The organism is Rhodanobacter sp. FW106-HT46G03 (assembly GCF_058789895.1).
The window spans coordinates 560,706-585,192 of sequence record NZ_JBYTCC010000001.1; the positions used below are offsets into that span (position 1 = coordinate 560,706).

20 protein-coding genes are annotated in these 24,487 nt (G+C 67.8%); 12 read left to right on the forward strand and 8 right to left on the reverse strand.

Translation table 11 applies throughout. The features are described from left to right. Positions 1-10 precede the first annotated feature (10 nt). The 9 genes from AC3WP6_RS02250 to AC3WP6_RS02290 all read left to right on the forward strand — a co-directional run bounded on the left by AC3WP6_RS02250 (position 11) and on the right by AC3WP6_RS02290 (position 9,736). Positions 11-886, forward strand: a complete 876-nt coding sequence (locus AC3WP6_RS02250; protein WP_492626169.1) for an SDR family oxidoreductase — start codon at positions 11-13, stop codon at positions 884-886. A gap of 1 nt (position 887) precedes the next feature. Further along, positions 888-1,982: an acyl-CoA dehydrogenase family protein gene (locus tag AC3WP6_RS02255; protein ID WP_492626170.1), complete on the forward strand. Its 1,095-nt coding sequence runs from the start codon at positions 888-890 to the stop codon at positions 1,980-1,982. After that, the gene (locus AC3WP6_RS02260; protein WP_492626171.1) at positions 1,979-3,163 is read left to right on the forward strand and encodes an acyl-CoA dehydrogenase family protein; all 1,185 of its coding nucleotides are present in this window, start codon (positions 1,979-1,981) and stop codon (positions 3,161-3,163) included. The genes AC3WP6_RS02255 and AC3WP6_RS02260 overlap by 4 nt, the downstream gene beginning before the upstream one ends. Beyond that, on the forward strand, positions 3,160-3,537 hold the full coding sequence (locus AC3WP6_RS02265) for a nuclear transport factor 2 family protein (protein ID WP_492626172.1): 378 nt from the start codon (positions 3,160-3,162) through the stop codon (positions 3,535-3,537). The genes AC3WP6_RS02260 and AC3WP6_RS02265 overlap by 4 nt, the downstream gene beginning before the upstream one ends. Positions 3,538-3,547: 10 nt before the next feature. After that, positions 3,548-4,339 carry an SDR family oxidoreductase gene (locus AC3WP6_RS02270; protein ID WP_492626173.1) on the forward strand — a complete coding sequence of 264 codons (792 nt, stop codon included), beginning with the start codon at positions 3,548-3,550 and terminating at the stop codon, positions 4,337-4,339. A 2-nt stretch (positions 4,340-4,341) separates the two neighbouring features. Then, positions 4,342-4,806, forward strand: coding sequence for a MaoC family dehydratase (locus AC3WP6_RS02275; RefSeq protein WP_492626174.1), 465 nt, complete (start codon positions 4,342-4,344; stop codon positions 4,804-4,806). Between the two features lie 10 nt (positions 4,807-4,816). Next, the gene (locus AC3WP6_RS02280; protein ID WP_492626175.1) at positions 4,817-6,031 is read left to right on the forward strand and encodes an acetyl-CoA C-acyltransferase; all 1,215 of its coding nucleotides are present in this window, start codon (positions 4,817-4,819) and stop codon (positions 6,029-6,031) included. 69 nt (positions 6,032-6,100) lie between these two features. Then, positions 6,101-7,294 (forward strand): helix-turn-helix transcriptional regulator, encoded by a 1,194-nt coding sequence (locus AC3WP6_RS02285; RefSeq protein WP_492626176.1) that lies wholly within the window; start codon positions 6,101-6,103, stop codon positions 7,292-7,294. A gap of 162 nt (positions 7,295-7,456) precedes the next feature. Continuing rightward, positions 7,457-9,736, forward strand: a complete 2,280-nt coding sequence (locus AC3WP6_RS02290) for a TonB-dependent receptor (protein ID WP_492626177.1) — start codon at positions 7,457-7,459, stop codon at positions 9,734-9,736. A gap of 94 nt (positions 9,737-9,830) precedes the next feature. Here the strand turns inward: AC3WP6_RS02290 and AC3WP6_RS02295 are convergent, their stop codons facing one another. Genes AC3WP6_RS02295 through AC3WP6_RS02310 form a run of 4 tightly spaced genes read right to left on the reverse strand, consistent with a single transcriptional unit; the run spans position 9,831 to position 14,412 of the window. Continuing rightward, complete coding sequence (locus AC3WP6_RS02295; protein ID WP_492626178.1) at positions 9,831-11,459, reverse strand: GMC family oxidoreductase; 1,629 nt, start codon at positions 11,457-11,459, stop codon at positions 9,831-9,833. Positions 11,460-11,464: 5 nt separating this feature from the next. Next, positions 11,465-11,839, reverse strand: a complete 375-nt coding sequence (locus AC3WP6_RS02300) for a Rid family hydrolase (RefSeq protein WP_492626179.1) — start codon at positions 11,837-11,839, stop codon at positions 11,465-11,467. A 45-nt stretch (positions 11,840-11,884) separates the two neighbouring features. Next, positions 11,885-13,201, reverse strand: a complete 1,317-nt coding sequence (locus AC3WP6_RS02305) for an NAD(P)/FAD-dependent oxidoreductase (RefSeq protein ID WP_492626180.1) — start codon at positions 13,199-13,201, stop codon at positions 11,885-11,887. Further along, on the reverse strand, positions 13,198-14,412 hold the full coding sequence (locus AC3WP6_RS02310) for an MFS transporter (RefSeq protein ID WP_492626181.1): 1,215 nt from the start codon (positions 14,410-14,412) through the stop codon (positions 13,198-13,200). Before AC3WP6_RS02310 ends, AC3WP6_RS02305 begins: the two co-directional genes overlap by 4 nt. 585 nt (positions 14,413-14,997) lie before the next feature. On the opposite strand from AC3WP6_RS02310, the gene AC3WP6_RS02315 reads away from it, so the two are divergent. Next, on the forward strand, positions 14,998-17,274 hold the full coding sequence (locus AC3WP6_RS02315; protein WP_492626182.1) for a TonB-dependent receptor: 2,277 nt from the start codon (positions 14,998-15,000) through the stop codon (positions 17,272-17,274). Positions 17,275-17,299: 25 nt separating this feature from the next. Beyond that, positions 17,300-19,057, forward strand: a complete 1,758-nt coding sequence (locus AC3WP6_RS02320; protein ID WP_492626183.1) for a GMC family oxidoreductase — start codon at positions 17,300-17,302, stop codon at positions 19,055-19,057. Here AC3WP6_RS02320 and AC3WP6_RS02325 read toward each other — a convergent pair. Further along, positions 18,978-20,234 carry an alpha/beta fold hydrolase gene (locus AC3WP6_RS02325; RefSeq protein ID WP_492626184.1) on the reverse strand — a complete coding sequence of 419 codons (1,257 nt, stop codon included), beginning with the start codon at positions 20,232-20,234 and terminating at the stop codon, positions 18,978-18,980. The genes AC3WP6_RS02320 and AC3WP6_RS02325 overlap by 80 nt on opposite strands. 65 nt (positions 20,235-20,299) lie before the next feature. Between AC3WP6_RS02325 and AC3WP6_RS02330 the strand changes: the two genes are divergently transcribed. Further along, positions 20,300-20,992 carry an EthD domain-containing protein gene (locus AC3WP6_RS02330; protein ID WP_492626185.1) on the forward strand — a complete coding sequence of 231 codons (693 nt, stop codon included), beginning with the start codon at positions 20,300-20,302 and terminating at the stop codon, positions 20,990-20,992. Positions 20,993-21,052: 60 nt separating this feature from the next. Here the strand turns inward: AC3WP6_RS02330 and AC3WP6_RS02335 are convergent, their stop codons facing one another. The 3 genes from AC3WP6_RS02335 to AC3WP6_RS02345 form a co-directional block, all read right to left on the reverse strand. Next, on the reverse strand, positions 21,053-22,156 hold the full coding sequence (locus AC3WP6_RS02335) for an aromatic ring-hydroxylating dioxygenase subunit alpha (RefSeq protein WP_492626186.1): 1,104 nt from the start codon (positions 22,154-22,156) through the stop codon (positions 21,053-21,055). A 130-nt stretch (positions 22,157-22,286) separates the two neighbouring features. Further along, positions 22,287-23,117 (reverse strand): SDR family NAD(P)-dependent oxidoreductase, encoded by an 831-nt coding sequence (locus AC3WP6_RS02340; RefSeq protein ID WP_492626187.1) that lies wholly within the window; start codon positions 23,115-23,117, stop codon positions 22,287-22,289. Beyond that, complete coding sequence (locus tag AC3WP6_RS02345; RefSeq protein ID WP_492626188.1) at positions 23,114-24,439, reverse strand: spinster family MFS transporter; 1,326 nt, start codon at positions 24,437-24,439, stop codon at positions 23,114-23,116. The genes AC3WP6_RS02340 and AC3WP6_RS02345 overlap by 4 nt, the downstream gene beginning before the upstream one ends. Between the last annotated feature and the right edge of the window lie 48 nt (positions 24,440-24,487).

Consider the following 24,487-nt stretch of genomic DNA (forward strand, 5'->3'; position numbering starts at 1 on the left):
GGAGAGGCCCATGGGCATTTGCGACGGACGCACCGTCATCATCACCGGCGCTGGCGGCGGCTTGGGCCGCGCCTATGCGCAGACCTTCGCTGCCGAGGGCGCGAACGTGGTCGTCAACGACATCCGTCGCCAGGCCGCGGAGGCCGTGGTGGCCGAAATCGTCGCCGCCGGCGGCAAGGCGCTGGCGAACGATGGCGACATCACCAGCCTCGCCGGTGCGCACGCTATCGTGGCGGCGGCCATTGCCGCGTTCGGCGACGTGCAGGTGCTGGTGAACAACGCCGGTGTGCTGCGCGACCACATGTTCCTGTCGCTCACCGAGGAGGATTGGGACACCGTGATGCGCGTGCACCTGCGCGGGCATTTCTGCCTTGCCAACGTGCTCGGTAACCACTGGCGCGCACAGAAGAAGGCCGGTGCGGTGGTGGATGCGCGCATCATCAACACCACCTCCGGCGCCGGCCTGCAGGGTTCGGTCGGGCAGAGCAATTATTCCGCCGCCAAGGGCGGCATTGCCGCGCTCACCCTGGTGCAGGCCGCCGAGCTGGCACGCTACGGCATCACCGCCAATTGCCTCGCGCCCGCCGCGCGCACATCCATGACCGAAGGCGCGATGCCGGAGCTGGTGAAAAAGCCCGCGCACGGTTTCGACGTCTGGGACCCGCGCAACGTCGCCAGCATCGTGGTGTGGCTGGGTAGCGTGCAGTCCGCGCACGTCACGGGGCGCTGCTTCGAGGCCAAGGGCGGCGAGCTGTCGGTGGCCGACGGCTGGCGCACCGGCAAGATCAATGACAAGGGCATGCGCTGGGTGCCGGCCGAGCTGGGCCCGATAGTCGAGAAGTTGCTGGCCGAAGCAGTGCCCGCGCAAAAGGTGTGGGGCACCTGACATGGATCTCGCGCTGGACGACGACCAGCAGGCGATTGCGCAAGCCGCCGCGGATTTCCTCGCCGAGGCGTGCGCCGCGCCAGCCATGCGCGCTGCCGCGGACAGCGCCGACGGCATGGATCGCGCGCTGTGGCAGGGCATCGTCGAACAGGGCTGGTGTGCGGTGGCCGCGCCCGAAGCCGAGGGCGGGCTGGGCTTGGGCGAGGTCGGGCTGGCGCTGCTGGCCGAGCAGCTTGGCCGGCATCTGGCCGGCGTGCCGTTTTTCGAGAGCGCGATCGAAGCCGCCGCGCTGCTGCGCGCATGCGGCAACCCGGAGTCGGCGTTGTTGGCCGGCGTGGCCTCCGGCGCCGTGCTGGTGCTGGCAGCACACGCGACCCATGCCGACGCCAGCACCACGCCTGCGGGCGACTGGCGCCTCGACGGCACGTGGCCGCAGGTGCCCGGCGCCGCGTGGGCGGACAACTTCCTGTTGCTGATCGAGGGCGAGTCGCCGCGCCTCTTCTGGGTGCCGGCGCCGGAGCTTGCCGTCGAACCCCTTGCCATGATCGACACCACGCGGCGCAGCGCCAGCGTGCACGCGCACGCCGTGCATGTGCCGGCCACGGCCCTGCTGGCTGAAGGTGCCGCGCTGCGCACGGCGCTGGTGCATGCGCGCGGTCTTGCCGCCATCGCGCTGGCGGCCGAGCAAGTTGGCGTTGCCCAGCAATGCCTGGATCTCACGCTGGCCTACGCCGCGCAGCGCATGCAATTTGGGCGGCCGATCGCGTGTTTCCAGGCGGTGAAGCATCGCTGCGCGCAGATGCTGGTGGCGATCGAATCCGCGCGCTCGGCGGTGTACGGCGCGGCCGCGGTGGCCGATGCCGCGCCGGAGGCGACGACGCTGTCGTTCCACGCTGCGGAAGCATGGTGCGCGGCGTGCGACGCGGTGCGCTACGCCGCGCAGGAAGCCATCCAGTTGCACGGCGGCGTCGGCTACACGTGGGAGGTGGACGTGCAGCGTTATTTCAAGCGAGCGCAGGCCAATCGCGTGCGCGGCGGCGACCCCGCCGAGTGGCGTGAGCGGGTCGCGGCGCAACTGCTGGATGCCGCGCCATGAACCTCACCGAGACTCCTGAAGAACGCACGTTCCGCGCCGAAGTGCAGGCGTGGATGGCGGCGCACCTCACGGGCGAGTTCGCCGCACTGCGCGGCTGCCACGGTCCCGGCGAGGAACGCTTCGACGCCGCGCTGGCCAAACGTTGGGAGCAGGAGCTGGCCACTGCCGGCTGGGTCGGCATCGGCTGGCCGCAGGCCGCCGGCGGTGCCGGCTTGCCGCTGGGCAAGCAGATCATTTTTCACGAGGAATACGTCCGCGCAGGCGGCCCTGGCCGGCTCGGCCACATCGGCGAGCAATTGTTCGCGCCCACGCTGATTGACTTCGGCACACCCGCGCAGCAGGCGCGTTTCCTGCCCGGCATCCGTGCCGGCCGCGAGTACTGGGCGCAGGGGTATTCCGAGCCCAATGCCGGCTCCGACCTGGCCAACGTGCGCACCCGCGCGCGGCTCGACGTGGAACGCGGCGAGTGGGTGATCGACGGGCAGAAGGTATGGACCAGTTGGGCGCAGGAGGCCGACTGGATCTTTGTGCTGGCACGCACCGAGGAAGGCTCGCAGCGCCACCACGGCCTGAGTCTCCTGCTGGTGCCGCTGCACCAGCCGGGGGTGACGGTGCGGCCGATCCGGCAGATGACCGGCGGCGCCGAGTTCAACGAGGTGTTTTTCGACGGCGCGCGCACCGAGGGCAGCCTGCACCTGGGCCCGGTGGGCGAGGGCTGGAAGGTGGCGATGGCGCTGCTCGGCTACGAGCGCGGGGTTTCCACCCTCGGCCAGCAGGCGCAGTTTCGGCACGAGCTGGATCTGGTGATCGCCGCGGCCAGGGCCAACGGCGCCGCGCAGGACCCGGTGCTGCGCCAGCGCATTGCCGACGCGGCGCTCAGGCTCGCCACGCTGCGCTTCCACGCGCTGCGCGTGCTGGGTGCCGGTGGCGCCTCGCATGCCGCGTACACCGCCAAGTACGCCTGGTCCAACTGGCGCCGCGATCTTGGCCAGCTTGCCGCCGACGTGCTGGGCCGCGCCGGCGACGTGGTCCGAGCGGACGATGCGGCGCGCACGCGCCTGCAGCAGGTTTGGCTCTCCAGCCGGGCGGACACGATCTACGCCGGCACCAACGAGATCCAGTTGAACTTGATTGCCGAGCGCGCGCTCGGCATGCCGCGCGAGGAGCGCAAGGGGCCATGACCGCAACGACGCAGGCGATGATCGATACGGTGCATGCCTACGTGCGTGCGCTGAACGCCGGCAATGCCGATGCGGTCGTCGCGCTGTACGCCGAGGATGCCGTGGTCGAAGACCCCGTCGGTACCCTGCCGCGGCGCGGGCGCGTGGCAATTCGCGAGTTCTATCGCGCCAGTTGCGCCATGCGACTCGACGTCGCGTTGGAAAGTGACGTGCGTGCCGCGGCGCGTTCCGTCGCGTTTGCCTTCCGCGTGCGCCTGGTGGATGGCGGCCAGCCGCTCACCATCCACCCGATCGACGTTTTCGATTTCGATGGCGAAGGGCGCATTGCGCACATGCGCGCGTACTTCGGCCCCACCAACATCCAGCACGCTTGAAGGCCCCGCCATGAACCTGCACGACACTCCCGCTTACGTCCCCGCGCATGGCCTGCTCAAGGGCAAGTCGGTGCTGGTCACCGCGGCCGCCGGTGCCGGCATCGGCTTTGCCGCCGCCAAGCGCGCCGCGGAGGAGGGCGCCCGCGCGTTGCTCATCAGCGACGTGCACGAGCGGCGCCTGCACGAGGCGGTGGAGGCCATCCGGCGTGACACCGGGCTGAGCCAGGTGCACGGGCAACTGTGCGACGTGAGCCGGCAGGCCGATGTGGATGCGCTGTTTGCCGCCGCAGCGGACAAGCTCGGCAGCGTCGATGTGTTGATCAACAACGCCGGTCTGGGCACCAGCAAGCGCATCGTGGAAATGAGCGACGAGGACTGGCACAAGGTAATCGACATCACCCTCACCGGCACCTTCCGCATGACGCGCGCGGCGCTCAGGGCGATGCAGGCGCAGGGCGGCGGGGTGATCGTCAACAACGCGTCCGTGCTCGGCTGGCGCGCGCAGGTGGAGCAGGCGCACTACGCGGCGGCGAAGGCGGGCGTGATGGCGCTCACCCGCTGCGCGGCGATGGAAGCCGCCGAGTTCGGCGTGCGCGTGAACGCGGTGGCGCCGTCGCTCGCCATCCATGCGTTCCTGAAGAAATCCGCCAGCGAGGAACTGCTGCATCAGCTCGCCGCGCGGGAGGCGTTCCACCGCGGTGCCGAACCGTGGGAGGTGGCCAACGTGATGGTGTTCCTCGCCAGCGACTATTCCAGCTACATGACCGGCGAAGTGGTGTCGGTCAGCTCGCAGCAGGCCTGAGCATGGCCACGGTTTTCGACTCTGCCGCCAGCGTGCTCGCCGCCGTGGGCCGGGATCTCGGCGCCAGCGACTGGCTGACGATGACCCAGCCGCGCATCGACCAGTTTGCCGAGGCCACTGGCGACCACCAATGGATCCACGTCGACCCGGTGCGCGCGGCGACCGGCCCGTTCGGCGCCTGCATTGCGCACGGTTATCTGACGCAATCGCTGGCGAGTTATTTCCTGCCGCAGATCGTGCATTACGAGCGCCTGGCGATGGGCGTCAACTACGGTTGCGACAAGGTGCGTTTTCCGGCGCCGGTCAAGGTGGGTGCGCGCATCCGCGGCCACGGCCAGGTGCTGGCGGCCGAGGCGCTCAAGGACGGCGGCGTGCAAGCCACGATCCGCGTGACCGTGGAGATCGAAGACGGCGCCAAACCCGGCTGCGTGGTGGACACCATCAGCCGTCTGTATTTCGAGCAGTGAAGGTCATGCCATGAATCAGCAAGCCAACGACGCCGTCATCGTCTCCACCGCGCGCACGCCGATCGGCAAGGCGTATCGCGGCGCGTTCAACGACACCGAGGCGCCGGTGCTTGGCGGCCACGTGATCCGCGCCGCGCTGGAGCGCGCCGGCGTGGACGGCAAGGACGTGGACGACGTGGTGCTCGGCATCGCCGCGCAGCAGGGCACCCAGGGCTACAACCTCGGTCGGCTGTGCACCTACACCGCCGGCCTGCCCGAGACGGTGGGTGGCATGACCATCGACCGCATGTGCGCCTCCGGCCTGGTCAGCATCGCCACCGCGGCCAAGGCGATCATGTATGGCGAATACACCATCGCCGTGGCCGGCGGGCTGGAGTCGATCTCGCTGGTGCAGAACAAGCACAAGAACAGCTACCGCGCGCAGTCCAAGGCGGTGCTGGCGGCCGAACCCACGGCCTACATCCCGATGATCGAAACCGCCGAGATCGTCAGCCGGCGCTACCACATCAGCCGTGCGGCGCAGGACGAGTACGCGCTGCAAAGCCAGCAGCGCACGGCGGTGGCGCAGCAGGCCGGGCGGTTCGATGCGGAAATCGTGCCGCTGCCCACGGTGAAACAGTTATTCGACAAGGAAGGCAACGTCACCGGCAGCGAGGCCGTGACGCTTGCGCGCGACGAGGGCAATCGCCCGGGCACCACGCTGAAAAGCCTCGCGGCGCTCAAGCCGGTGTGGAAGGGCGGGCAGTGGGTGCAGCAGGGCGAGTTCATCACCGCCGGCAACGCCTCGCAGCTTTCCGATGGCGCCTCGGCCTGCGTGCTGATGAGCCGCGCGGAGGCCGAACGCCGCGGACTGCAACCGCTGGGCGCCTACCGCGGCCTGGCGGTGGCGGGGTGCCGCGCCGACGAAATGGGCATCGGCCCGCTGGTAGCAATCCCCAAGCTGCTCAAGCAGCGCGGGATTGGCGTGGCCGACATCGGCCTGTGGGAGATCAACGAAGCGTTTGCCTGCCAGGTGGTGTACTGCCGCGACCAGCTCGGCATCCCGAACGACCTGCTCAACGTCGATGGTGGCGCCGTCGCCATCGGTCACCCGTTCGGCATGACCGGCTCGCGGCTCACCGGGCATGCGCTGATCGAGGGGCGTCGACGCGGCGTGCGCTACGCCGTGGTGAGCATGTGCATTGGCGGCGGCATGGGCGCCGCGGCCTTGTTCGAGCTGGGCTGAAACGGTGATGAATCGCCCGGCCCTTTCGGCATGTCCCATTGCCAGTGCGTGCCGCTAGACTCGATGGGCATGAGCACTCCGGATGCCCCGTCCAGTCTGCCGCCTGACGCGGCGACGTCGCCGGCTGCACCAACCGTATTGACGGTTGAGCGGTTCAGCCATCTCGTCGAGCGCATCTACGATGCCGCGCTCGACCCTGCGTTGTGGTCGGCGTGCCTCGACGAAATTCGTGAGGAGCTCGGCGGCAATTATGTGTCGCTGATCGTGCGTCACGTGACCGAAGACGATCCCGGCCTCATCGTGTCGGTGGCCAGCGACCACGGCCCGATCGACCCCAGCACCGTGGGCATCGCCGCCAGTCCGTTCACCGACGTGCCGATCGGCCAGTTGGTGACCGAAAGCGATTTGATGTCGCCCGCGGAGTGGAAGGCCAGCGCCTACTATCGCGAGTGGTGTGCGCCGCACGATGTATGCCACGTGATGGCGGCCAACCTCAGCACTCGCGCCGGCAGCGTGTACGGCTTTCGCGTCACCCGCCCGGAATCGTGGCGACCGTTTTCGCCGCTGCGGATCGAAACTGCGCGCCGGCTGTTGCCGCATCTGCGCCAGGCACTGGATGCCTATCTGTCGGTCAACCGCGATCGCAAACTCAGCCTTCTATACGGCCGCGCTATGGCGCAGCTCATGGTGGGCGCGGTGGTGCTGGACGAGCGCGGCAAGGTGGTGGAGTGCAACGCGGCAGCCAGCGGCATCCTCAGCTTGCGCGACGGTTTGCGGCTGGCTGGCGATCAGCTCGAAGCCACCTACGCAAACGACAACCGCAAACTGCAGCAACTCATCCACAACGCGCTGGCGCGATCCAATTCGGCACAGGCGGAACTCACCGAGGCGATGTCGGTGAGTCGGCCGTCCGGCCAGCAGAGCTGGGGCCTGGTGGTGCAGGCCGTATCGCCGGACGAGTGGACCGAGGGCAAGCATCGGCCGAGCGTGGCAGTGTTTGTGCGCGACACCGAAGGCAAGGCGCATCCGCCGATCCGGCTTACCCAGCAACTGTTCCAGTTGACGCCGGCGGAAACGGCATTGGCCATCCAATTGGCCAACGGCCTCTCGCTGGAAGAAGCCGCCGAGGCGCTCAACATCCGGCGCAACACCGCGCGCGCGCATTTGCGCTCGATCTTCTCCAAGACCGGCGTGCGCCGGCAGACCGAGCTGGTGCGGCTGTTCCTGAACAGCGTCGCCTGGCTCGGCTCGACGCCGGAGTGATCCGACCGCAGCGCGGTCGGGATCGGAAAGTTTCTTAGTCCCCTCGGACGATTCCCCCCGTGGCCGATTGCCGCAGGCTCGTTGCATGCCCGCGATCAGGCCGGCCGGAGATGCCTGCTGACGCGTCGGCACTTGCGTGTCCACCTACGGGGAGAGAATGCCATGCGTTTTTTTCGTGCGATGCCGTGGCGCCAATGTGCGCTCGCGGTAGCTGTCAGCCAGGTGTTGTACGTGGTGCCGGCACTGGCCGGCGATGAGGTGCCGCCGGCAGTCGATGGCGCCGCGGCGGCACAAGCCGAAAAGCCGCCGGCCACCACCGCAAAAAAGAAGCCGGTGGCATTGAAGGAAGTGGTGGTGACCGCCCAGCGGCGCAGCCAGAACCTGCAGGAGGTGCCGGTGGCGGTGACCGCCATCGACGAAGCCGCGCTCACCGCGCGCGGCATCCAGAACGTGTCCGACCTTGGTGCCGTGGCACCGAACCTCACCGTGGTGAACTCCCCGGGCAACGGTACTTCGTCGGCCATCTCGATCCGCGGCGGCAACAACTTCAACCCCGCGCCTTACTGGGACCAGCCGATCGGCGTGTATGTCGATGGCGTGTACCTGGGCAAGACCCAAGGCAACGTGTTCGACCTCGTCAACCTCGAGCGCATCGAGGTGCTGCGCGGCCCGCAGGGCACGCTGTTCGGCCGCAACACCATGGCCGGCGCGATCAATCTCGTCACCCGTCCGCCCAGTGGGGTGTTCACCGGTGACGCGACAGTGACGTTCGGCAACTACGGTGCCAAGGTGGCGCGCGCCTCGGTCGACCTGCCGGCCATCGGCAAGCTCAAGATGTCGCTGGGCGGCCGCGTCGAGCGTCGGGATGGTTGGGTCAAGACCACGCCAGGCAGCAGCGAGCCGGATCTCGCCAATCGGCACAACCACGCGTTCTATGCCGATCTGGAATACGACGCCAGCGACAACCTCACGCTGCGCTATCGCTTCGACTACACCAACATCAAGCAGCACGGCATCTTTAACCAGACGATCAACTCCGACGTCGGTACCGATTTCGGCATCCCCGGCATCATCGTCAACCACGGACGCCAGACCCGCGCCAGCATCGACTCACCGGATTTCGAGAAATCCCGGATCGCCGGCAATGCGCTGACGGTGGCGTGGAAGCTCGGCGACTTCGGCACGCTCAAGTACATCGGGGCGTACCGCGACATGCACTGGAGCGACGGGCTCGATCTCGACGGTTCGCCCATCCTGTTCGCGCAAACCGCCAACACCACCCGCTACCGGCAGGCCTCGCACGAGCTGCAGTACATGGGCAGCAGCGGCCCGTGGAACTGGACGGCCGGCGCGTATTACTTCACCGACAACGGCTTCACCGACAACCCGCAGACGTATTTCTTCGGGCTGGCCAGCTACAACGAAAACTACAGTTACCAGACGCGCTCGCGCGCCGTGTATGGCCAGGTCGACTACAAGCTCACCGATACGCTAACGCTCACCGGCGGCTTGCGCCGCACGCTGGAGCAGAAGCGCGGCGGGCGTTTCGAGGCGCTGGTCGACCCGGCGTACGTGCTGGTGCCGCAGGGCACTTCGGCGCGCGCCAACTTTGGCGCCACCACGCCCACGGTGAACCTTGCCTGGCAATTCACTCCCCGCAACATGCTGTATGCGCGCTATGCCGAGGGCTACATGGCCGGTGGCTTCAACGGCGAGGCGCAGACGGTGACAACGGCCACCACGCCGTACAAGCAGGAGAAGCAGCGCACGCTCGAGGCTGGCAGCAAGAACCTGTTCCTCGATGGCCGGCTTAGCCTTGATGCCGCGGTGTTCGCCAACCGCATCAGCAACCTGCAGCAGGCGATCTTCACCGCCGAGGGCTCCGCCGGCAGCACCATCCTCAACGTGGGCTCGTCCCGCCAAGTGGGCGCGGAGCTGGAAGCTCACCTGAGCGCCACCGAAAACCTGACGCTGGGACTCAACTACGGATACATGCACACCAAGTACACCCGGTTCCTGGTGAATGGTGTGGACGTCAAGAACAACCGCTCGGTGCAGTTTGCGCCACGCAACACCGCCAGCTTCACCGTGGATGATGTACTGCTGCGCACCGGCAACGGCGTGCTGCACGCCACCCTGGACTACCGCTACACCGACCGCTTTTACCTTTACGTGTACCCGTTCACGCAGACCAACCCGCCGCAGCAGCTTGCGCAAAACACGCGCGTCAAGCCCAGTGGCATCCTCAATGCACGGATCTCGCTGAGCGACGTGTACCTTGGGCACGGCGTGAGCGGCGAGGTGTCGCTGTGGGCCAAGAACCTTGCCGACAGCGGCCACCTCGACAGCATCATTGATTTCGGCCCTGGCTTCGGCAACCTGCGCACTGCGAATTACGCCGAGCCACGCACGTTCGGGGTGTCGTTTACGGCAAGGTGGTGATGGGCTGGCGACGCGCGCCGATGGCGGCGCGCGTCGCGTGGGTGGATGAGGCTGTGCCCGATTACGTCGGGGAAAGGACGCAATGAGCCCGGTATTACGGCAAGGTCGCCGGGGCCGGTGCCGAGCGACCCAGCAGCAAGTCAGCAGCCTTTTCCGCGATCATCACGATCGTGGCGTTCGGGTCGCCGGTGGTGATGCGCGGCATCACCGAGCCATCAGCCACGCGCAGGCCGGCCACGCCGCGAACGCGCAGTGCGTCGTCCACCACGGCCAGTTCGTCGTGACCCATGCGGCAGGTTCCCACTGCCTCATAGTTGACGTTGCAGGTGCGGCGGAAGAAGGCGTCGAGTTCCGCGTCGCTGGCGCAGCCGACGCCGGGCAGGCGTTCGGCGCCGCGGTAGGGTGCGTAGGCGGGCTGGGCGAGGATCTCGCGTACCAGGCGCACGCCACGCCGTAGTGCCTCACGGTCGCGGGGCTCCGCGAGGTAGTTGGCGTCGATCAGCGGCGGTTGAGCCGGGTCCGCCGCGCGCAGGCGCAGTTCGCCGCGGCTTTCCGGACGGGTCAGGATGACCAGGTTGGTGTAGCCGTGCTCGTTCGCGATGCCACCGGTGGGGTCGAACATTAGCGGCATGAAATAGAACTTGAGGTCAAGCTCACGGCTGCCGGCCGCACCACTGCGAAGGTAGGCCACTGCATCGGTGCCGGAGCCCGCAAGCGGACCGCTGCGGGCAAGCAGGTAACGCAGGCCGGAGGCAGCGAGGCGCCACGGGCTGGTGAAGTTGCGGTAATCCGACACCGGCGCGGGGCTCACCGTTTGCACCATGGTGCCGACGTGATCGTGCAGGTTGCGGCCCACGCCGGGGAGGTTGGCGATGGGCTTGATGCCCAGCGAGTGCAGCTGGTCGGCCTCGCCGATGCCGGAGAGCAAGAGCAACTGCGCCGACTGGAACGTGCCGGCGCAGCTCACTATCTCGCGCGTGGCGCGGACTCGCCGCATGCGACCGGCGTGGCGGTATTCCACCGCCACTGCGCGTGTGCCCTCGAATACGATGCGCGTGGCGTGGGCGCGTGTGCGCATGTGGAGGTTGTGGCGTCGGCGCACCGGGTGCAGGTAGGCCACCGCCGTGCTGATCCGGCGCCCGCGTTGGATCGTGTGTTCCGCAGGCCCGAAGCCCTCCGGCGTGGCGCCGTTCTGGTCGCTGTTGTATGGGTGGCCAGCCTGCTGCGCGGCGGCTATCCACGCTGCGAGGCCCGGGTTGTCGATGCGCGACTGGCTCACGTATAGCGGTCCGGCGCCGCCATGGTAGGTACTCGCACCAAGTTCCCGATGCTCGGCCCGCTTGAAGTATGGCAATACCTCGGCATACGACCAGCCGCGGTTGCCCTGCGCGGACCACAGGTCGAAGATTTCCGGTGCGCCGCGGCTGTAGCACATGCCGTTGATCGAGCTGCTGCCGCCAAGCACTTTGCCGCGCACGTCGAACAGCGTACGGCCATCCAGATGCTTTTGCGGCTCGGTGCGGTAATGCCAGCTGGCCATGCCGTGTTCAAGCATCGGCAGGAAACCCGCCGGCAGGTGGATGAGCGGGTTGTGATCCGCGCCACCGGCTTCCAGCAACAGTACCCCGATGTCGGGATCTGCTGAAAGCCGATTGGCCAGCACGCAACCGGCAGAGCCGGCGCCGATCACGATGTAATCGTAGGTGTCCTCGCATAATGGCATGGCTTTCAGCCTGCGTTGTTTCCAAGGCGCGCAATCGTCTTGATTTCCGCCAGCGCATCGGGATAACCCAGCGCTGTCACACCCACTGCTGTCCAGCAGCAGGTGGCGCCGCCCATGAAGGCAGCCTTGCTGCGCATGAATGCCTCCATGTGCAGCGGGTAATGGACGTGGAAACTGGTGAGATCGACGATGTCGGCCGGGCCGAGGCCGTGGCGCGCCAGCAGCGTTTCCAGTGCCGCAAATGCCAGCTCGAATTGCCTTGCCGGATCCTTCGGCACGTGGCCGTCAGTGTCCACGCCGAGTTGTCCGGAGCAGAACAGAAGCCCGCCGGCGGCATAGGAATCACGATAACCGTATTGCTGCGCCAATTCCTCGTCCACTGCATGGCCTCGATGAAGGTTGAAGACCGCGGCGCGTGGCGCCGGTCAAATGAAGCCGAGCCGCTGCGCGGTTCTTGCCGCCGGCAACAGCAGGCGGCCGATGATCCACTGGTATTTGCCTTGGTGGGATACGGGTTCGGGCCGACTCACCGGAATTGGCAGCGCGGCGAGGTCGTCGCGGGCGAGCGCGGCGGCCACGATCTTGCCCATCAACGGTGCCATCACGTTGCCCCAGGCGTTGAAGTACATCAGCCCGTAGACGCCTTTCTGCAGCTCGTAGAAGCCGGGGAACTGGGAGGCCGTCAGCGCCACGCGACCGGTCCAGTAGCGATCGGGTTCGATACGCATGCCACGCGTTTCCGGCCAGGTTCGGTGAATCCAGCGCAGTTGCGAGGCGAAATGCCAGGCCATGTCCATCGCGTGGCCGACGCGCGGGATGGAGGAAAGGATCAGGCGCCCGTGCCGGTCGTGCACCAGCGGATTGATGTCCAGCGGCGCCTGCGAGAACGTGCCGCCGCCCGGCAAGATCTGCTTTCGTGCCGCCTCCGGCAGCGGCTTGGTGGCGATGCCGTAGGCGGTCAGCGGATGGAAGCCCCGCTGGAACGCCGGCTCCACCGCGGTCGGGTAGGCGTTGGTACAAAACACCACGCGATCGGCGACCACGCTGCCGCCGGCCGTGCGCACCCTCCAGCGCCTGCCTTCGGGCTGGATCGTCAACACCTCGCTGTCCCCGTGCACGCGTGTGCCCAACTGGGCCGCGGCGGCCACCATGCCGTTGGTGAACAGGTATGGGTTGATGCGCCCGCCATCGGGAAACAGGACGCCGAATGGGTAATCGTTCGAGCCAGTGAGGCCCTGCATTTCCGCCGCCGACAACGGTACCAGGTGCTGCAAACGCAGATCTTCCAGATACTGGCTGGTGCGCACGAAGGCGTCGCGTGCGCGTGCCGTGCGCATGCCGTTGATGTAGCCCGACCGCACTGCATCGCAGTCAATGGCGTACTGGCGCGCCAAGTCGTAGGGCAGGGTGTGGTGCTCCCGGAAAACCTCCAGGAACGAGGCGCCGCCGCCGGGAAACGCTGCCAGTGGCTTCACGCTGCGCAGGATCGGCAACACGTGGCCGGCGTTGCGCCCGGAGGCGCCCCAGCCGGGCTGTCGTGCTTCGAGCAGGCACGTGCGTACACCGGCTTCGGCCAGGTGCAGACCGAGGGAAGCGCCGGCCAGTCCGGCGCCGACCACGGCCACGTCGGCCTGTACGTCGTTGGCGAGTTGCGGCCACGAGGGCGCGAGCCCTTGTGGCGCGGTCCAACCGCTGGCGGCCACGTCCACCATGCCGGTGTCATACGCGTCGCGGCGGGTCATGCAGAAACCCCGTCGTTCACAACGCGATGGCTTTCGCCCGTGTGCGGGCGGCTGAACAGTGCGGCGACCGCCGCCAGCACCGACAACGCTGCCAACAGCGTCATCGGCCAGAAATAATCGTGCGTGGTGTCGTACAACCAGCCCACCGCTGCCGGCGCCGCCGCGCCCACGATGCCGCTGACGGTGAACAGCGTACCCAGCAGCAGCGCGTAGCTGGAAGGCGCGGCAACCTCGGCCAGATGCATCGAGCCGGCCTGTGCCGGCAAGCCGGACACGCCGCCCCAGACCAGGATGAACAAGGCCAGGCATGCCCATGCCGCCGACGGCGAAGTCACGCCAAGCAGCGCGGCCGTGCCGATGGCCTCCAGCAGAAGGATTACCGGCAGCAACACGTATGGTCGGACGCGATCAGACACGTAACCGCCGATAAGCAGCCCTGGCAGGCTCACGAAATTGGCGATGCTGTAGATGCGGATTGCCGCCGGCAGGCCGAGGCCACTCTTGTCGAGATATGCCACCACGTTGAACAGCACCCCGTTCAGCGAAACCTGGCTGGCGGTGATTGCCAGCAGCAACGCGGCATAGGCCCACTTGGCGGTGCGCCGCGGCGCTCCGGAGGCGGCCTGCGCCGCATGCCCGGGCCCTGCGGCAATGCGGGCCGGTAGCGTGCGCAGCAGCGCCAGACCGATGACGAAAGTGGCCACGCCGACCACCCAGAACGCCCAGCGCCAACTGGTCGCGCGGGTCAGCACGCCGGTGGCGTACGGCATCACCGAGCTGGCCAGCGCAGTGGCGCCGATGAAGATGCCCATCGCCAGCCCCTTTTTTGCATCGAACACGCCGGCGATCAGGGTAAGGCTGGGAACGATGCTGCCCAGCCCGATGCCGACCCCGCACGCAAACGCGGCCACCAGCAGTTGCCCCAGCGCTTGCACGAATCCGGCGCCAAACCACGCCATGGCCGCCAGCATCGTGCCAGCGAGGAAGGTGCCGCGGATACCCAGAATGCTCGTCGCCCTTCCGGTCAGCAGGTTGCCCAGGCTCATGCCCAACAGCAGCGCCACCGGCCCCAGACCCATCCGGGTTTCGTCCCAATGAAATTCGGCCTGCATGGTCGTGGTGTAGACCGTGAGCGAGGTCAGCATGGCACCCACCAGCAGGAAGCCGATGGCCGACACCACGGCCAGCCAATACCACGGCTGGCGGTTCATTCCTGCGGCAGCCGCGCCCGCTTGCGGCTGCGTGGAGTCTGGCTTCTCGTCGGTCACCGGCTTGGTTCGGCTCTGTTGGCGGCGGAGGACTTCAGTGCAGACTCTAGGTCGAACGTCGGCGATGACATCGTCCGCGCGGACGATGGGGCCGGGCGCGTGGCGTGTGGGTGTTCCTGTCACGAGCTCCATCGATGGCAGCCGCGGGCCGGGCGCGCCGGTGTGTCCTTGCGGAAAGGCCGGTTGGCGTTTCCTGCTTCCTGTGTGGATGCCAGGAAGTGGCCGCCCACGAGCGAGCGGCGGAGGTCGGCGAAACCGCTTCAGTGGGATCGCGGCCGTGACTGCCGAAGTTCTTAGTCTCTTTGGACGATTTCATCGGCGGTCAGGTGGTCGCACCCTCTGTCGGGCCCGCAGGCGGGAAACGCATGCGACTGGCTGAATGCGCATGACGTCGCAACCGTTCGAGCCCCGTGCTCGATGCCCGCGGCGATGGGGATCGCGACGACCAGCGGGCGTCGACGTTCGATGTTTTCCCTTGTCCAGTTGCGGTGCCGCAGCGTGGACATGGGGCCTGGATGAGGACTGAGCGTGACGAGTATCCGCATTGCGCAAATCCGTCGTGGCCTGCTGGCCGTCGCAAGCGCCCAAGTGCTGGTGGCGCTGCCATCGTGGGCTGGCGCCGGCACTGATCCCGCCGTCGACGCCGGCGCGTTGGCGGCGGATGGTGCCCAGAGCAGCCGTGCCGACGGCGAAAAGACGCCCGTGAAGCTCAAGGAAGTGGTGGTGACCGCGCAGCGCCGCACGCAGAAGCTGAAGGACGTGCCGATCTCCGTCAGCGCGATTGGAGAGGCCGCGCTGCAGGCGCGCGGCATGGCGAACGTGGCGGATTTGAGCTCCGCGGTGCCGAACCTGCAGGTCAGCACCACGCCGGGCGATTCCACCGCGGCGCAGATTTCCATTCGCGGCATGGCCGGCTACAACCCGGCGCTCACCTGGGACACGCCGGTGGGGTTGTACGTGGATGGCGTCTACATCGGCAAGACCCAGGGCTCGGTGTTCGACCTGCTCGACCTGGAGCGCATCGAGGTATTGCGCGGCCCGCAGGGCACGCTGTTCGGGCGCAACACCATGGCCGGTGCGATCAACCTCGTCACGCGGCCCCCCAGCGGGGATTTCAGCGCCATGGCGCAGGTTGGGTTCGGCAACTACGGCAGCAAGGTTGGCAAGGCGCTGGTGGATCTGCCGGCCATCGGCAAGCTCAAGGCCACGCTGGGTGCGCGCATCGAGCGGCGCGATGGCTGGGTCAGGACCACGCCCGGCAGCTCGACGCCCGAGCTGGGCAACCGCCACAACGAGGAGGCCTTCGCCGCGCTGCGCTACGACGCCACCGACAACCTCACGATCGACTACCGCTACGACCACAGCAAGACCAGCCAGTACCCGTTGTTCAACCAGGCGGTGTACTCGCAGGTGGGCGAGCTGTTCGGCATCCCCGGCATCATCGTCAATCCGGACCGACAGACCACGGCGTCGGTCAATGCGCCCGAGTTCGAACGCGTGCGCATCGACGGCAACGCGCTCACGGTGAACTGGAAACTGGGCGGCGCCGGGACGCTCAAGTACATCGGCGCGCACCGCGAAATGCACTGGGACGACGCGCTCGACCTCGACGGCTCGCCGATCGCGCTGGCGCAGACCCAACGCCTCTCGCGTTACCGCCAGAACTCGCACGAGCTGCAGTATCTCGGCAGCGCCGGCCCGTGGAACTGGGTGGCCGGCCTGTACTACTTCGGCGACAAGGGCTACACCGAAAACCCGCAGAGTTTCTTTTTCGGCTCGGCCATCTATACGTCCAACTACGGTTTCGACACGCGTGCCCACGCGGCCTACGGTCAGGTCGACTACCGGCTGGGGGAGCGCTGGACTTTCACCGCCGGTCTTCGCCGTACCGACGAAACCAAGGATATTTCGCGCTTTCTGGTCGCCAACGGCGCGGTGGTCATCCCGTTCGGCACGCATGCCAGCAAGGCATTTGGCGACACCACCGTCACGCTCAACGCGGCGTACAAGCTTGGCGACAACCACATGCTCTACGCGCGCTACGCCGAGGGCTACATGAGCGGCGGCTTCAACGGTGAGGCACAGGACCCCGTCTCGGCCGTGACGCCGTACCTGCCGGAGAAGCAGAAAACCTTCGAGGTGGGCAGCAAGAGCACGTTCTTCGGTGGCCAGGCCAGCCTGAACGCTGCGCTTTTCTACAACCGCATCGACGAGCTGCAGGAGCCCGTTTTCACCGCCCAGGGTTCTGCTGGCTCGGCGGTGCTCAACGTGGGCAAGGCGCACGCCGAGGGCGTGGAGCTGGAAGCGCAGTGGCACCCCACACCGGATTTCACCCTGCACGCCAACTACGGTTACCTGCACACCAAGTACGACCGATTCATGGAGCTGGGCGTCAACGTGGCGGACAACCGCGCAGTGGTGCACGCGCCACGCCACACCGCCAGCCTGGTTGCCACCGACACCTTCCTTCGGACCGGTAACGGCAGCCTGACCGGCACACTGGAATACCGCTTCACCAGCGGCTTTTACGCCTACCCGTACCAATTGCGCTTGGCCGACCCCACGCAGCAAGTGGCGGCCAACAGCCATATCGGCAGCCAAGCGATGGTCAACGGCCGGTTGGCGTTTTCCGGCATGAACTGGGGCCATGGGCTGGATGGCGAAGTCGCGCTGTGGGTGAAAAACCTCACCAACGTCGCGCACGTCAGCAACGTGATCGACTTCGGCCCCGGCTTTGCCAACCTGCGGGTTGCCAATTTCGACCAGCCACGCACGTTCGGGATTGACGTGACAGCGCGCTGGTAGCCCACGGCGGGCAGGAGCGGAGGCAATGGCGGCCAGTTTCGACTACATCGTCATCGGTGCCGGCTCCGCCGGCGGCATGCTTGCGTCGCGATTGAGCGCGGATCGCCGCAACAGAGTGCTGCTGTTGGAGGGTGGCGGCAGCCACCGGCATCCGTTGGTGAGCATACCGGTTGGCTGGGGGCAGGCGTTGTACAACCCGCAGTTTTCGTGGGGCCACGCGACGGAGCCGGAACGCTGGGCGGCGGGGCGGCGGATTGCCCTGCCGCGCGGCAAGGTGCTGGGTGGCTCGTCGTCGATCAACGGCATGCTGTACGTGCGCGGCGACCGTGCCGATTACGCGAGCTGGGTGGCGCACGGGGCGCGCGGCTGGAGCTGGCCGGAGCTGCTGCCGTATTTCCGACACACAGAGGATCAGGAGCGACCCGACGCCGGCACATGGCATGGCCGCGGCGGTCCGCTGCCGGCAAGTGACCTGCGCGAACCGCAGGCGGTATCGCGGGCCATGGTCGACGCCGCGGTGCAGGGAGGCTTGCGCCGCTGCGCGGATTTCAACGACGGCCATCCAGACGGTGCCGGCCTGTTCCAAGCGAACCTGCGCAGGGGCCGTCGCTCATCAATTGCCGTCAATGCGATCGAACCGGCACTGGCGAGGCCGAATGTCTCCCTGCGCCCGTGGGCGCTGGTGACGCGCATCGAACTGGCGGACGGGCGTGCGGTCGGCGTGCAGTGGCGCAATGCCGACGGCACGCCGGGGCACGCCAGTGCGCGTGCCGAAGTGCTGCTGTGTGCGGGCGCGTTGCAGTCGCCGCAGGTATTGATGCTTTCCGGCATCGGCCCGGCCGGGCACCTGCGGGAGCTTGGCATCCCCGTGCGGCGCGACCTTCCCGGGGTGGGCGCCAACCTGCAGGATCACGCGATCGTGCCGATGTCGTGGCGCCTGCACAGCGGCGTGCCCAGCCTCAATGAGCACTATCGCGGCCGGGGATTGATCGGCTCGCTGCTGCGCTACGCGTTCTGCCACCGCGGGCCGATGACGGTGCCCGGTGCCGAGTTCGGTGCCTGGCTCAGCAGTGATCCTTCGCTGCCGTACAACGACATCGAGGTGCACGGCTTGCCGGCGTCCGGCGACATCGAGGCGTTCATGGCGGGCGGCAAGGCGTATCGCGCGGAGGCGTACCCCGGCATGACGTTGGCGCCATACCAGGTGCGGCCGTACTCGCGCGGCTCGGTGCGCCTGCGCAGTGCGGATGCGGGCGACCTTGCCGTCATTCGCATGAATTATCTCGACGACGAGCGCGACCGCCGCGCGTTGTTGCACGGTCTGCGCAGCATGCGCCGCATCGCTGCGCAGCCGGCACTGGCCGCACTGATCGACGCGGAGACCCGACCGGGGCCGAGAGTCGAAAGCGACGCCGAGTGGCTCGATTGGCTCGGTGGTTACCTGGGCTCCGGCCACCACGCCTCCTGCACTTGCCGCATGGGTGCGGCTGACGACCCGCTCGCCGTGGTGACGCCGGATCTCAAGCTGCGCGGCGTGGATGGCCTGCGCGTGATCGATGCCTCGGTGATGCCGCACCTCATCTCGGGCAACACCAATGCCATCTCCGTGGTGATCGGTGACAAGGGCGCCGACCTGGTACTTGGGCGGCCGGCGCCAATGCCGATTGACGCTGGAACCGGTGCCTTGCCGTCGGCTGTCGACCCTAGTTTGTGGTCGGGGTGCACACGGGCGCAGTCTTCTCCCCAGCCAGTAACCGCCGTGCGAACGGAACCGAATCTTTGAGCGAGCCATTGACGGTGGCGTTGTGGTCGAGGCCGGCGTAGAGGTGGGCCTGGACGGTGCTGCCGGCAGCGCAGGCGTCGTGGGCAAGCATCAACTGGCTGGCGGTGGTGGCGTCGACATCTTTCGCGCCGATGCCCATGAACAGCGGTTGCGCGAGCTTCAGCGTGGGGTACAGGAAACCCTTGGCATACGGCCCGATGGCCTGCATCAGGCTGCCGCGGTAGGCGCTTCGGTCAGTGATGCCCGCGTTCACCGCGTCGGCTTCCATCTGCGCGATGCAGGCGCCGCGGGCTTCCTCCACGATGGCGCGCGCTTTCGGGTTGAACAAGCTGGCCAGATCGATCGGCGTGGCCGACTGCGCATTGGCGGCAAGCACGAGAAACGCGGTGTAGGCAAATTGCGGGCGCACTTCGTCCGGATCGTGCTTCGACGCGGCGGCCATGGCATTGGGGGCAAGGTAGGGCGTGCCGGTGGCGATGGTGCCGAGGATGGTCAGGTGCGGCACGTATTCGGGCGCATAGGCGGCCGATGCGAACGCTGCCGCGGCGCCTTGCGATTGGCCGATCAGGATGGCCTGCCGCGCCAGCTCGGGGTGTGCGCGTTGTGCGGCGCGGATGCTGTCTAGCACGCTGTAGGCTTCGACGCGCGCATCCATGTACGGATGCGTGCCCGGGGTGCCGAGGCCCTGGTAGTCGGTGGCGATGATTGCGAAGCCCTGCCTGAGCCAGGCGTCGAGGTAGCTGGCGTCGCGATAGGAGCGCACGGTCCACGACGGCGCGCAGACGTCGGCGATGCCGACCGTGCCGTGCGCCCAGGCCAGCAGCGGCCAGCCGCCTTTGGGTGGCGTACCCGGCGGGACGAACAGCGCGCCGGAAACGGCCACCAGCCCGTGCCCGCGCAGGCCGTCGGTTGCGCTGTACAGGATGCGGTACTGCCGGCCGGCGGCGGCCAGGCCGAGTGGTGCTTCGAGTGGCTCTTCGCGCAGCATGCGGCCGGGCGTCGTGAGCGCCCCGGTCCAAGTGTAGAACGCGGAGACGCGCCCATCGGTGTCGTTGGCCGGCGCTGCGGCAATGGCGGTGCCGATGGTCAGCAGTGCCATCACGCAGGCAAAGGTTGCGGTGCGCAGCGCGCGGCCATGACGGAAAAATGCGGATGCGCTACGGTGGATCAGGTGCACGGCAAGGCTCCGGTGGGTGACGAACAGGTGGGCACGTCGGGCACCGGTCGGAGAGGAGGTTGGACGTGGCCGGAAACTGGAAAATCATCTACCTCGCGCGGCGCAATCCTTCGCTCGCGCCGGAGGCGTTTCCCGCGGCGTGGCAGGAGCATTCGGCACGCGGCCGGCAATGCCGCAACGTGCAGGACAAGGTGACCGCGGTGGCTCAATGCCCGCGCCTGCTCGATGTGGAGATCCCCGGCCTGGCCCGCGACTACGACGGCGTCGGCCTGCTGCGTCTGCGCGACCGCGCTGTGGCCGACGACATCTGGGACGACCCCGAGACGCTCGCGATCATGCGTCCCGACGAGCCGCGCGTGTTCGCCGGCTACGTGCGCAACTTTGCGCTGGTGGCCTGCGAGCGGGTGCTGCGTGCTGGCACCGAAACCGGTTGCGTGCTCTACGGTTTCCTCGTGCGGGCGCCGGGTCTGCTGCGGGAGCATTTCGAGGCTGCCTGGTTTGCCGCGCCGCCCGGCAACGCCGTGGGTGGCATCGACGCCAGCGCGCGACGCGTCGTGCGCAACCGCGTCGATGCGGCACCGCCGGGATATGCCTACGACGGTGTCGCGGAGTGGTGGTTCGATTCGGCGAGCCACTTGTGCGCCGCGTTCGCCGGCGGTGCGGTCACGCAGCATCTTCCGCTGGTCTGGCGCGCCTTGATCGACCCGGCGCGTTCGGTGTTCATCGCCGCCGGTGTCAGTTTGCGGCGTGGCGCTTGAAACACCGCGCCGACCCGCCCCGCGGCGGACCGGCGCGATCCACGCATGGTTCGGCATGACCTACGCGACCGTCGCCTCGCTGTAGGGCACCACGCCCTTGGGCACGTACACGCCCTCGCAGCGGTCGAGGTAATCGCGCTCTTTCGCACGCGGGTTGTAGAACTGCTTGTACCAGGTGCGCTGCTTCATGAACGGGCCGTCCGAGGGCACGAACATGCCGTTGATGCAGGGCGCCTTGACTGTCCACGCCTCGAAATCCTGCGCAAACGACAGCAGCGACGTTTCCTGGAATTGCGCGGCGGTCACGGCGTCGGTGATGCCGGCCTTGGCGGCGCCGCTTGGCGACTTCACCACCAGCGAGTGCCAGATCTGGATGCTGCCGTCTTCCACCGGCGTGTGCATGATGAGCAGCTTGGCGTCGTACAGGCCGGTGAGGTCGGAGATCAGCACGCCGGGGCCATGGTAGGTGGTGATGGTGTGCAGGATCGAACGCGTGCCGTCCGCGGCCACCAGGGTGCGATGGCCGCCACACTGGCGCTGGATGGCCAGATGACCGCGGAACTCGTTCTCGTAGCGGTCGACCGTGGAGCCGTGGATCGGCCCCAGGTGGGCGTAGTCGGAGATGTTGTCCACCACTTCCTGCGGGTGCTGGGCGAGCATGCCGACGTTGTCCCACTTCGGCGTGACCCATGCCGGGTCATCCCACTCCGCGAGCGCCGGCGCGTCCCACTCCGGCGCGCCGCCCTCGGGGTCGTACCAGATCCAGATCGCGCCCATCGACTCCACCACGCGCCACGCCTTGATGCGCGCGCTCTCGGGAATCGGATCCTTGCTGTAGGGGATCTGGTTGCACTTGCCGTCCGGGCCGAACCGCCACGCGTGGTAGGGGCAGCGGATGCAGTCGCCTTCGATGTTGGTGCCGCCGTTGTCGCGCACCACGTAGCTGGTGGTGTTTTTCGCGCCGAGCGGGTTGCCCATGTGGCAGCAGTAGGCGTCGAGCAGCACCGGCTTGCCGCTTTCGCGCCCGCGGTAGAGCACGAAGTCATGGGCGAAAAAGCGGATTTGCCGCGGCTTGTAGCTGTTGATGTCGTCGGCCGTGGCAATCATGAACCAGCCGCGGGGGAAGGTGAATTCACCCAGCCGATACTCTTTCGTCGTCGCCATTGTGCTCTCCGTCTGCGTCGCGCTGATGCCTGATGGGCAGGAGGATCGTGGCAGCGCCGCGCGTGCGCCGCTTACCCTGTTCGGACGATGGGCGCGTTAGCCGCTGCGCGGCGCAGCGCCCTGACGCGGGTCAAATCAGGTGGAACTCGGCCGCCAGCGGCTGCAGGTCGATCATTTGCGGATCGGCCGCCAGCGCGGGCGCGCGCGGGTCGGTGGCGACCCAGTACAGCGCGGCGGCAACCGTCTCCGGCGCGGCCGCGCCGTAGCGCTTGGCGATGTTGCCGCCGGTGCCGATGGTGGCGCGCAGCGCTTCGGTGGCGACCACGCCGGGGTTGACGCTGTATGCGCGCACGCCGCGTTCGCCGTATTCGCGGTTAATGATGCCCGCCAGCCGTGCCAGCGCGGCCTTGGAGGCGCCGTAGGCATAGCCCCAGCCGCCGTGGTCGGCAGCCACCGGCGGGTCGTGCTTGCCGGCGCCGGAACACACGTTGATGATCTTTCCGCCGCCCTGCGCCACCAGCGTGGGCAACAGCCGGCGCGCCAGCCGGTAGGGCGCCACCACGTTGCCTTGCAGCGTGCGCGCGAGCGCGGCTTCGTCCAGATCGGCGATCAGCGCGTTGGTTTCGGCATCCTGGTAGACCGCGTTGTTCACCAGGAGATCGATGCGGCCGTAGTGCGCGAGCACGGCATCCAGCCCGGCATCGAGCGAGGCGGGATCGGTCAGGTCCATCGCCTGCGCAAACACCTCGGCGCCAATCGCGCGCAACGCTGCGGCGGTGGTGGCGAGGCTGCCGGCAAGGTGCTGGCCGTCGCGGTAACGCAATTGATGGTTGAGCGTCTGGCCTTCCGCCAGCGTGCGCGCGGCAATCGCCACGCGCCAGCCCTTGCGGCCGAATGCCAGCGCCGTGGCGGCGCCGATGCCGCGGCTGGCACCGGTCACCAGCACCACCGGCGCGTTCATGCCGTGGCCTCGTGCAGGGCGCCGAGCCGCGTGCGGTAGGGGGCGATCGCCGCGGTGAGATACAGCACGCTCACCACGAACAACGCCATCATCGACAGCAGCGACCAGCGCAGGGCCTGCTCGCCGAACACCGGCGTCAGCGCGTCGCTGACGATGCCGGTCACCAGCGGACCGAGCCCGACGCCGAACAGGGTCAGGAAGAAATTGAGCAGCGCCGCGGCCACCGCACGCTCGGAGGCGTGCACCATGTTGCTGATGGCCGCGAACGAGAGCGATGGCCACCAGCTCGCAAAGAACCCGAACACCGCCGCAAACAGGATCACCACCGGCACCTGCATGCCGCCAATGACGAGGTGGCCGCCTGCCGGCCACAGGAAAAACGCTACCGCCGCGGGGATCGACAGCGCCATGCCGAGCGTTGGCATGCCCACCTGCCAGCGCACGTCGCGGCGCACCAGGCGGTCGCAGATGCCGCCGCCCACCACCGAGCCGACGGTGGCGCCGATGCCGCTGGCCAGGCCAAACCACAAACCGGCCTGCGCCAGGCTCATGCCGTGAGTGCGGATCAGGAAGGTCGGCGTCCACACGCCATATGCATAGCCGGCCACGCCGGCGAGGCTGCACGCGATCGACACCCGGCGCAGTGCCTTCACCCGCAGCAGGCGCACGAGTTGCACGAACAGCGGCTCCTTGATCTCGCTCACCGCTTCGGCGTCGAAGCGCCCGCGCTGCGGCTCGCGCACTACCAGCCACACCAGGAGCCCGAGCACGATGCCGGGCGCGCCGAACCAGATGAAGGCGTGCCGCCAGCCATAGGTCTGCGCGATCCACGCGCCGAACGCGAGGCCGATCAGGAGCCCGAGCTGCGGCCCCATCATGAACACGCTGATCGCCAGCGCCCGGTTCTTCTTGGGGTACAGGTCCGAGATCAGCGAGATCGACGGCGCCATGCCGCCTGCTTCGCCGATCGCCACCGACATGCGCGCCACCAGCAGTTGCCAGAACTGGGTGGCCAGCCCGCAGGCCATGGTGGCAAAGCTCCACAGCGCGCCGCAGACCGCCACCACCTTGCTGCGCGGGTGGTGGTCGGCATAGCGGCCCACCGGGATGCCGAGCCCGGCGTACATCACGCCGAACGCGAGCCCGCTGAGCACGCCCATGGCGGCGTCGTCCAGCCCGAACTCGCGCTCGATCGGCTCGATCACCACGGCAATCACCTGGCGGTCAATGTAGGAAAAAATGTAGACCAGCGACAGCAGCACGAGCGAAACGTGCGTGCGCCAGTTCACGGCGGCGGGGAGGCGGAGCGTGTCGGTGGTCATGCCTGCATCCTTGCCGTCGGGGTGGGGCGCAACATCGTCCTTTTGGAC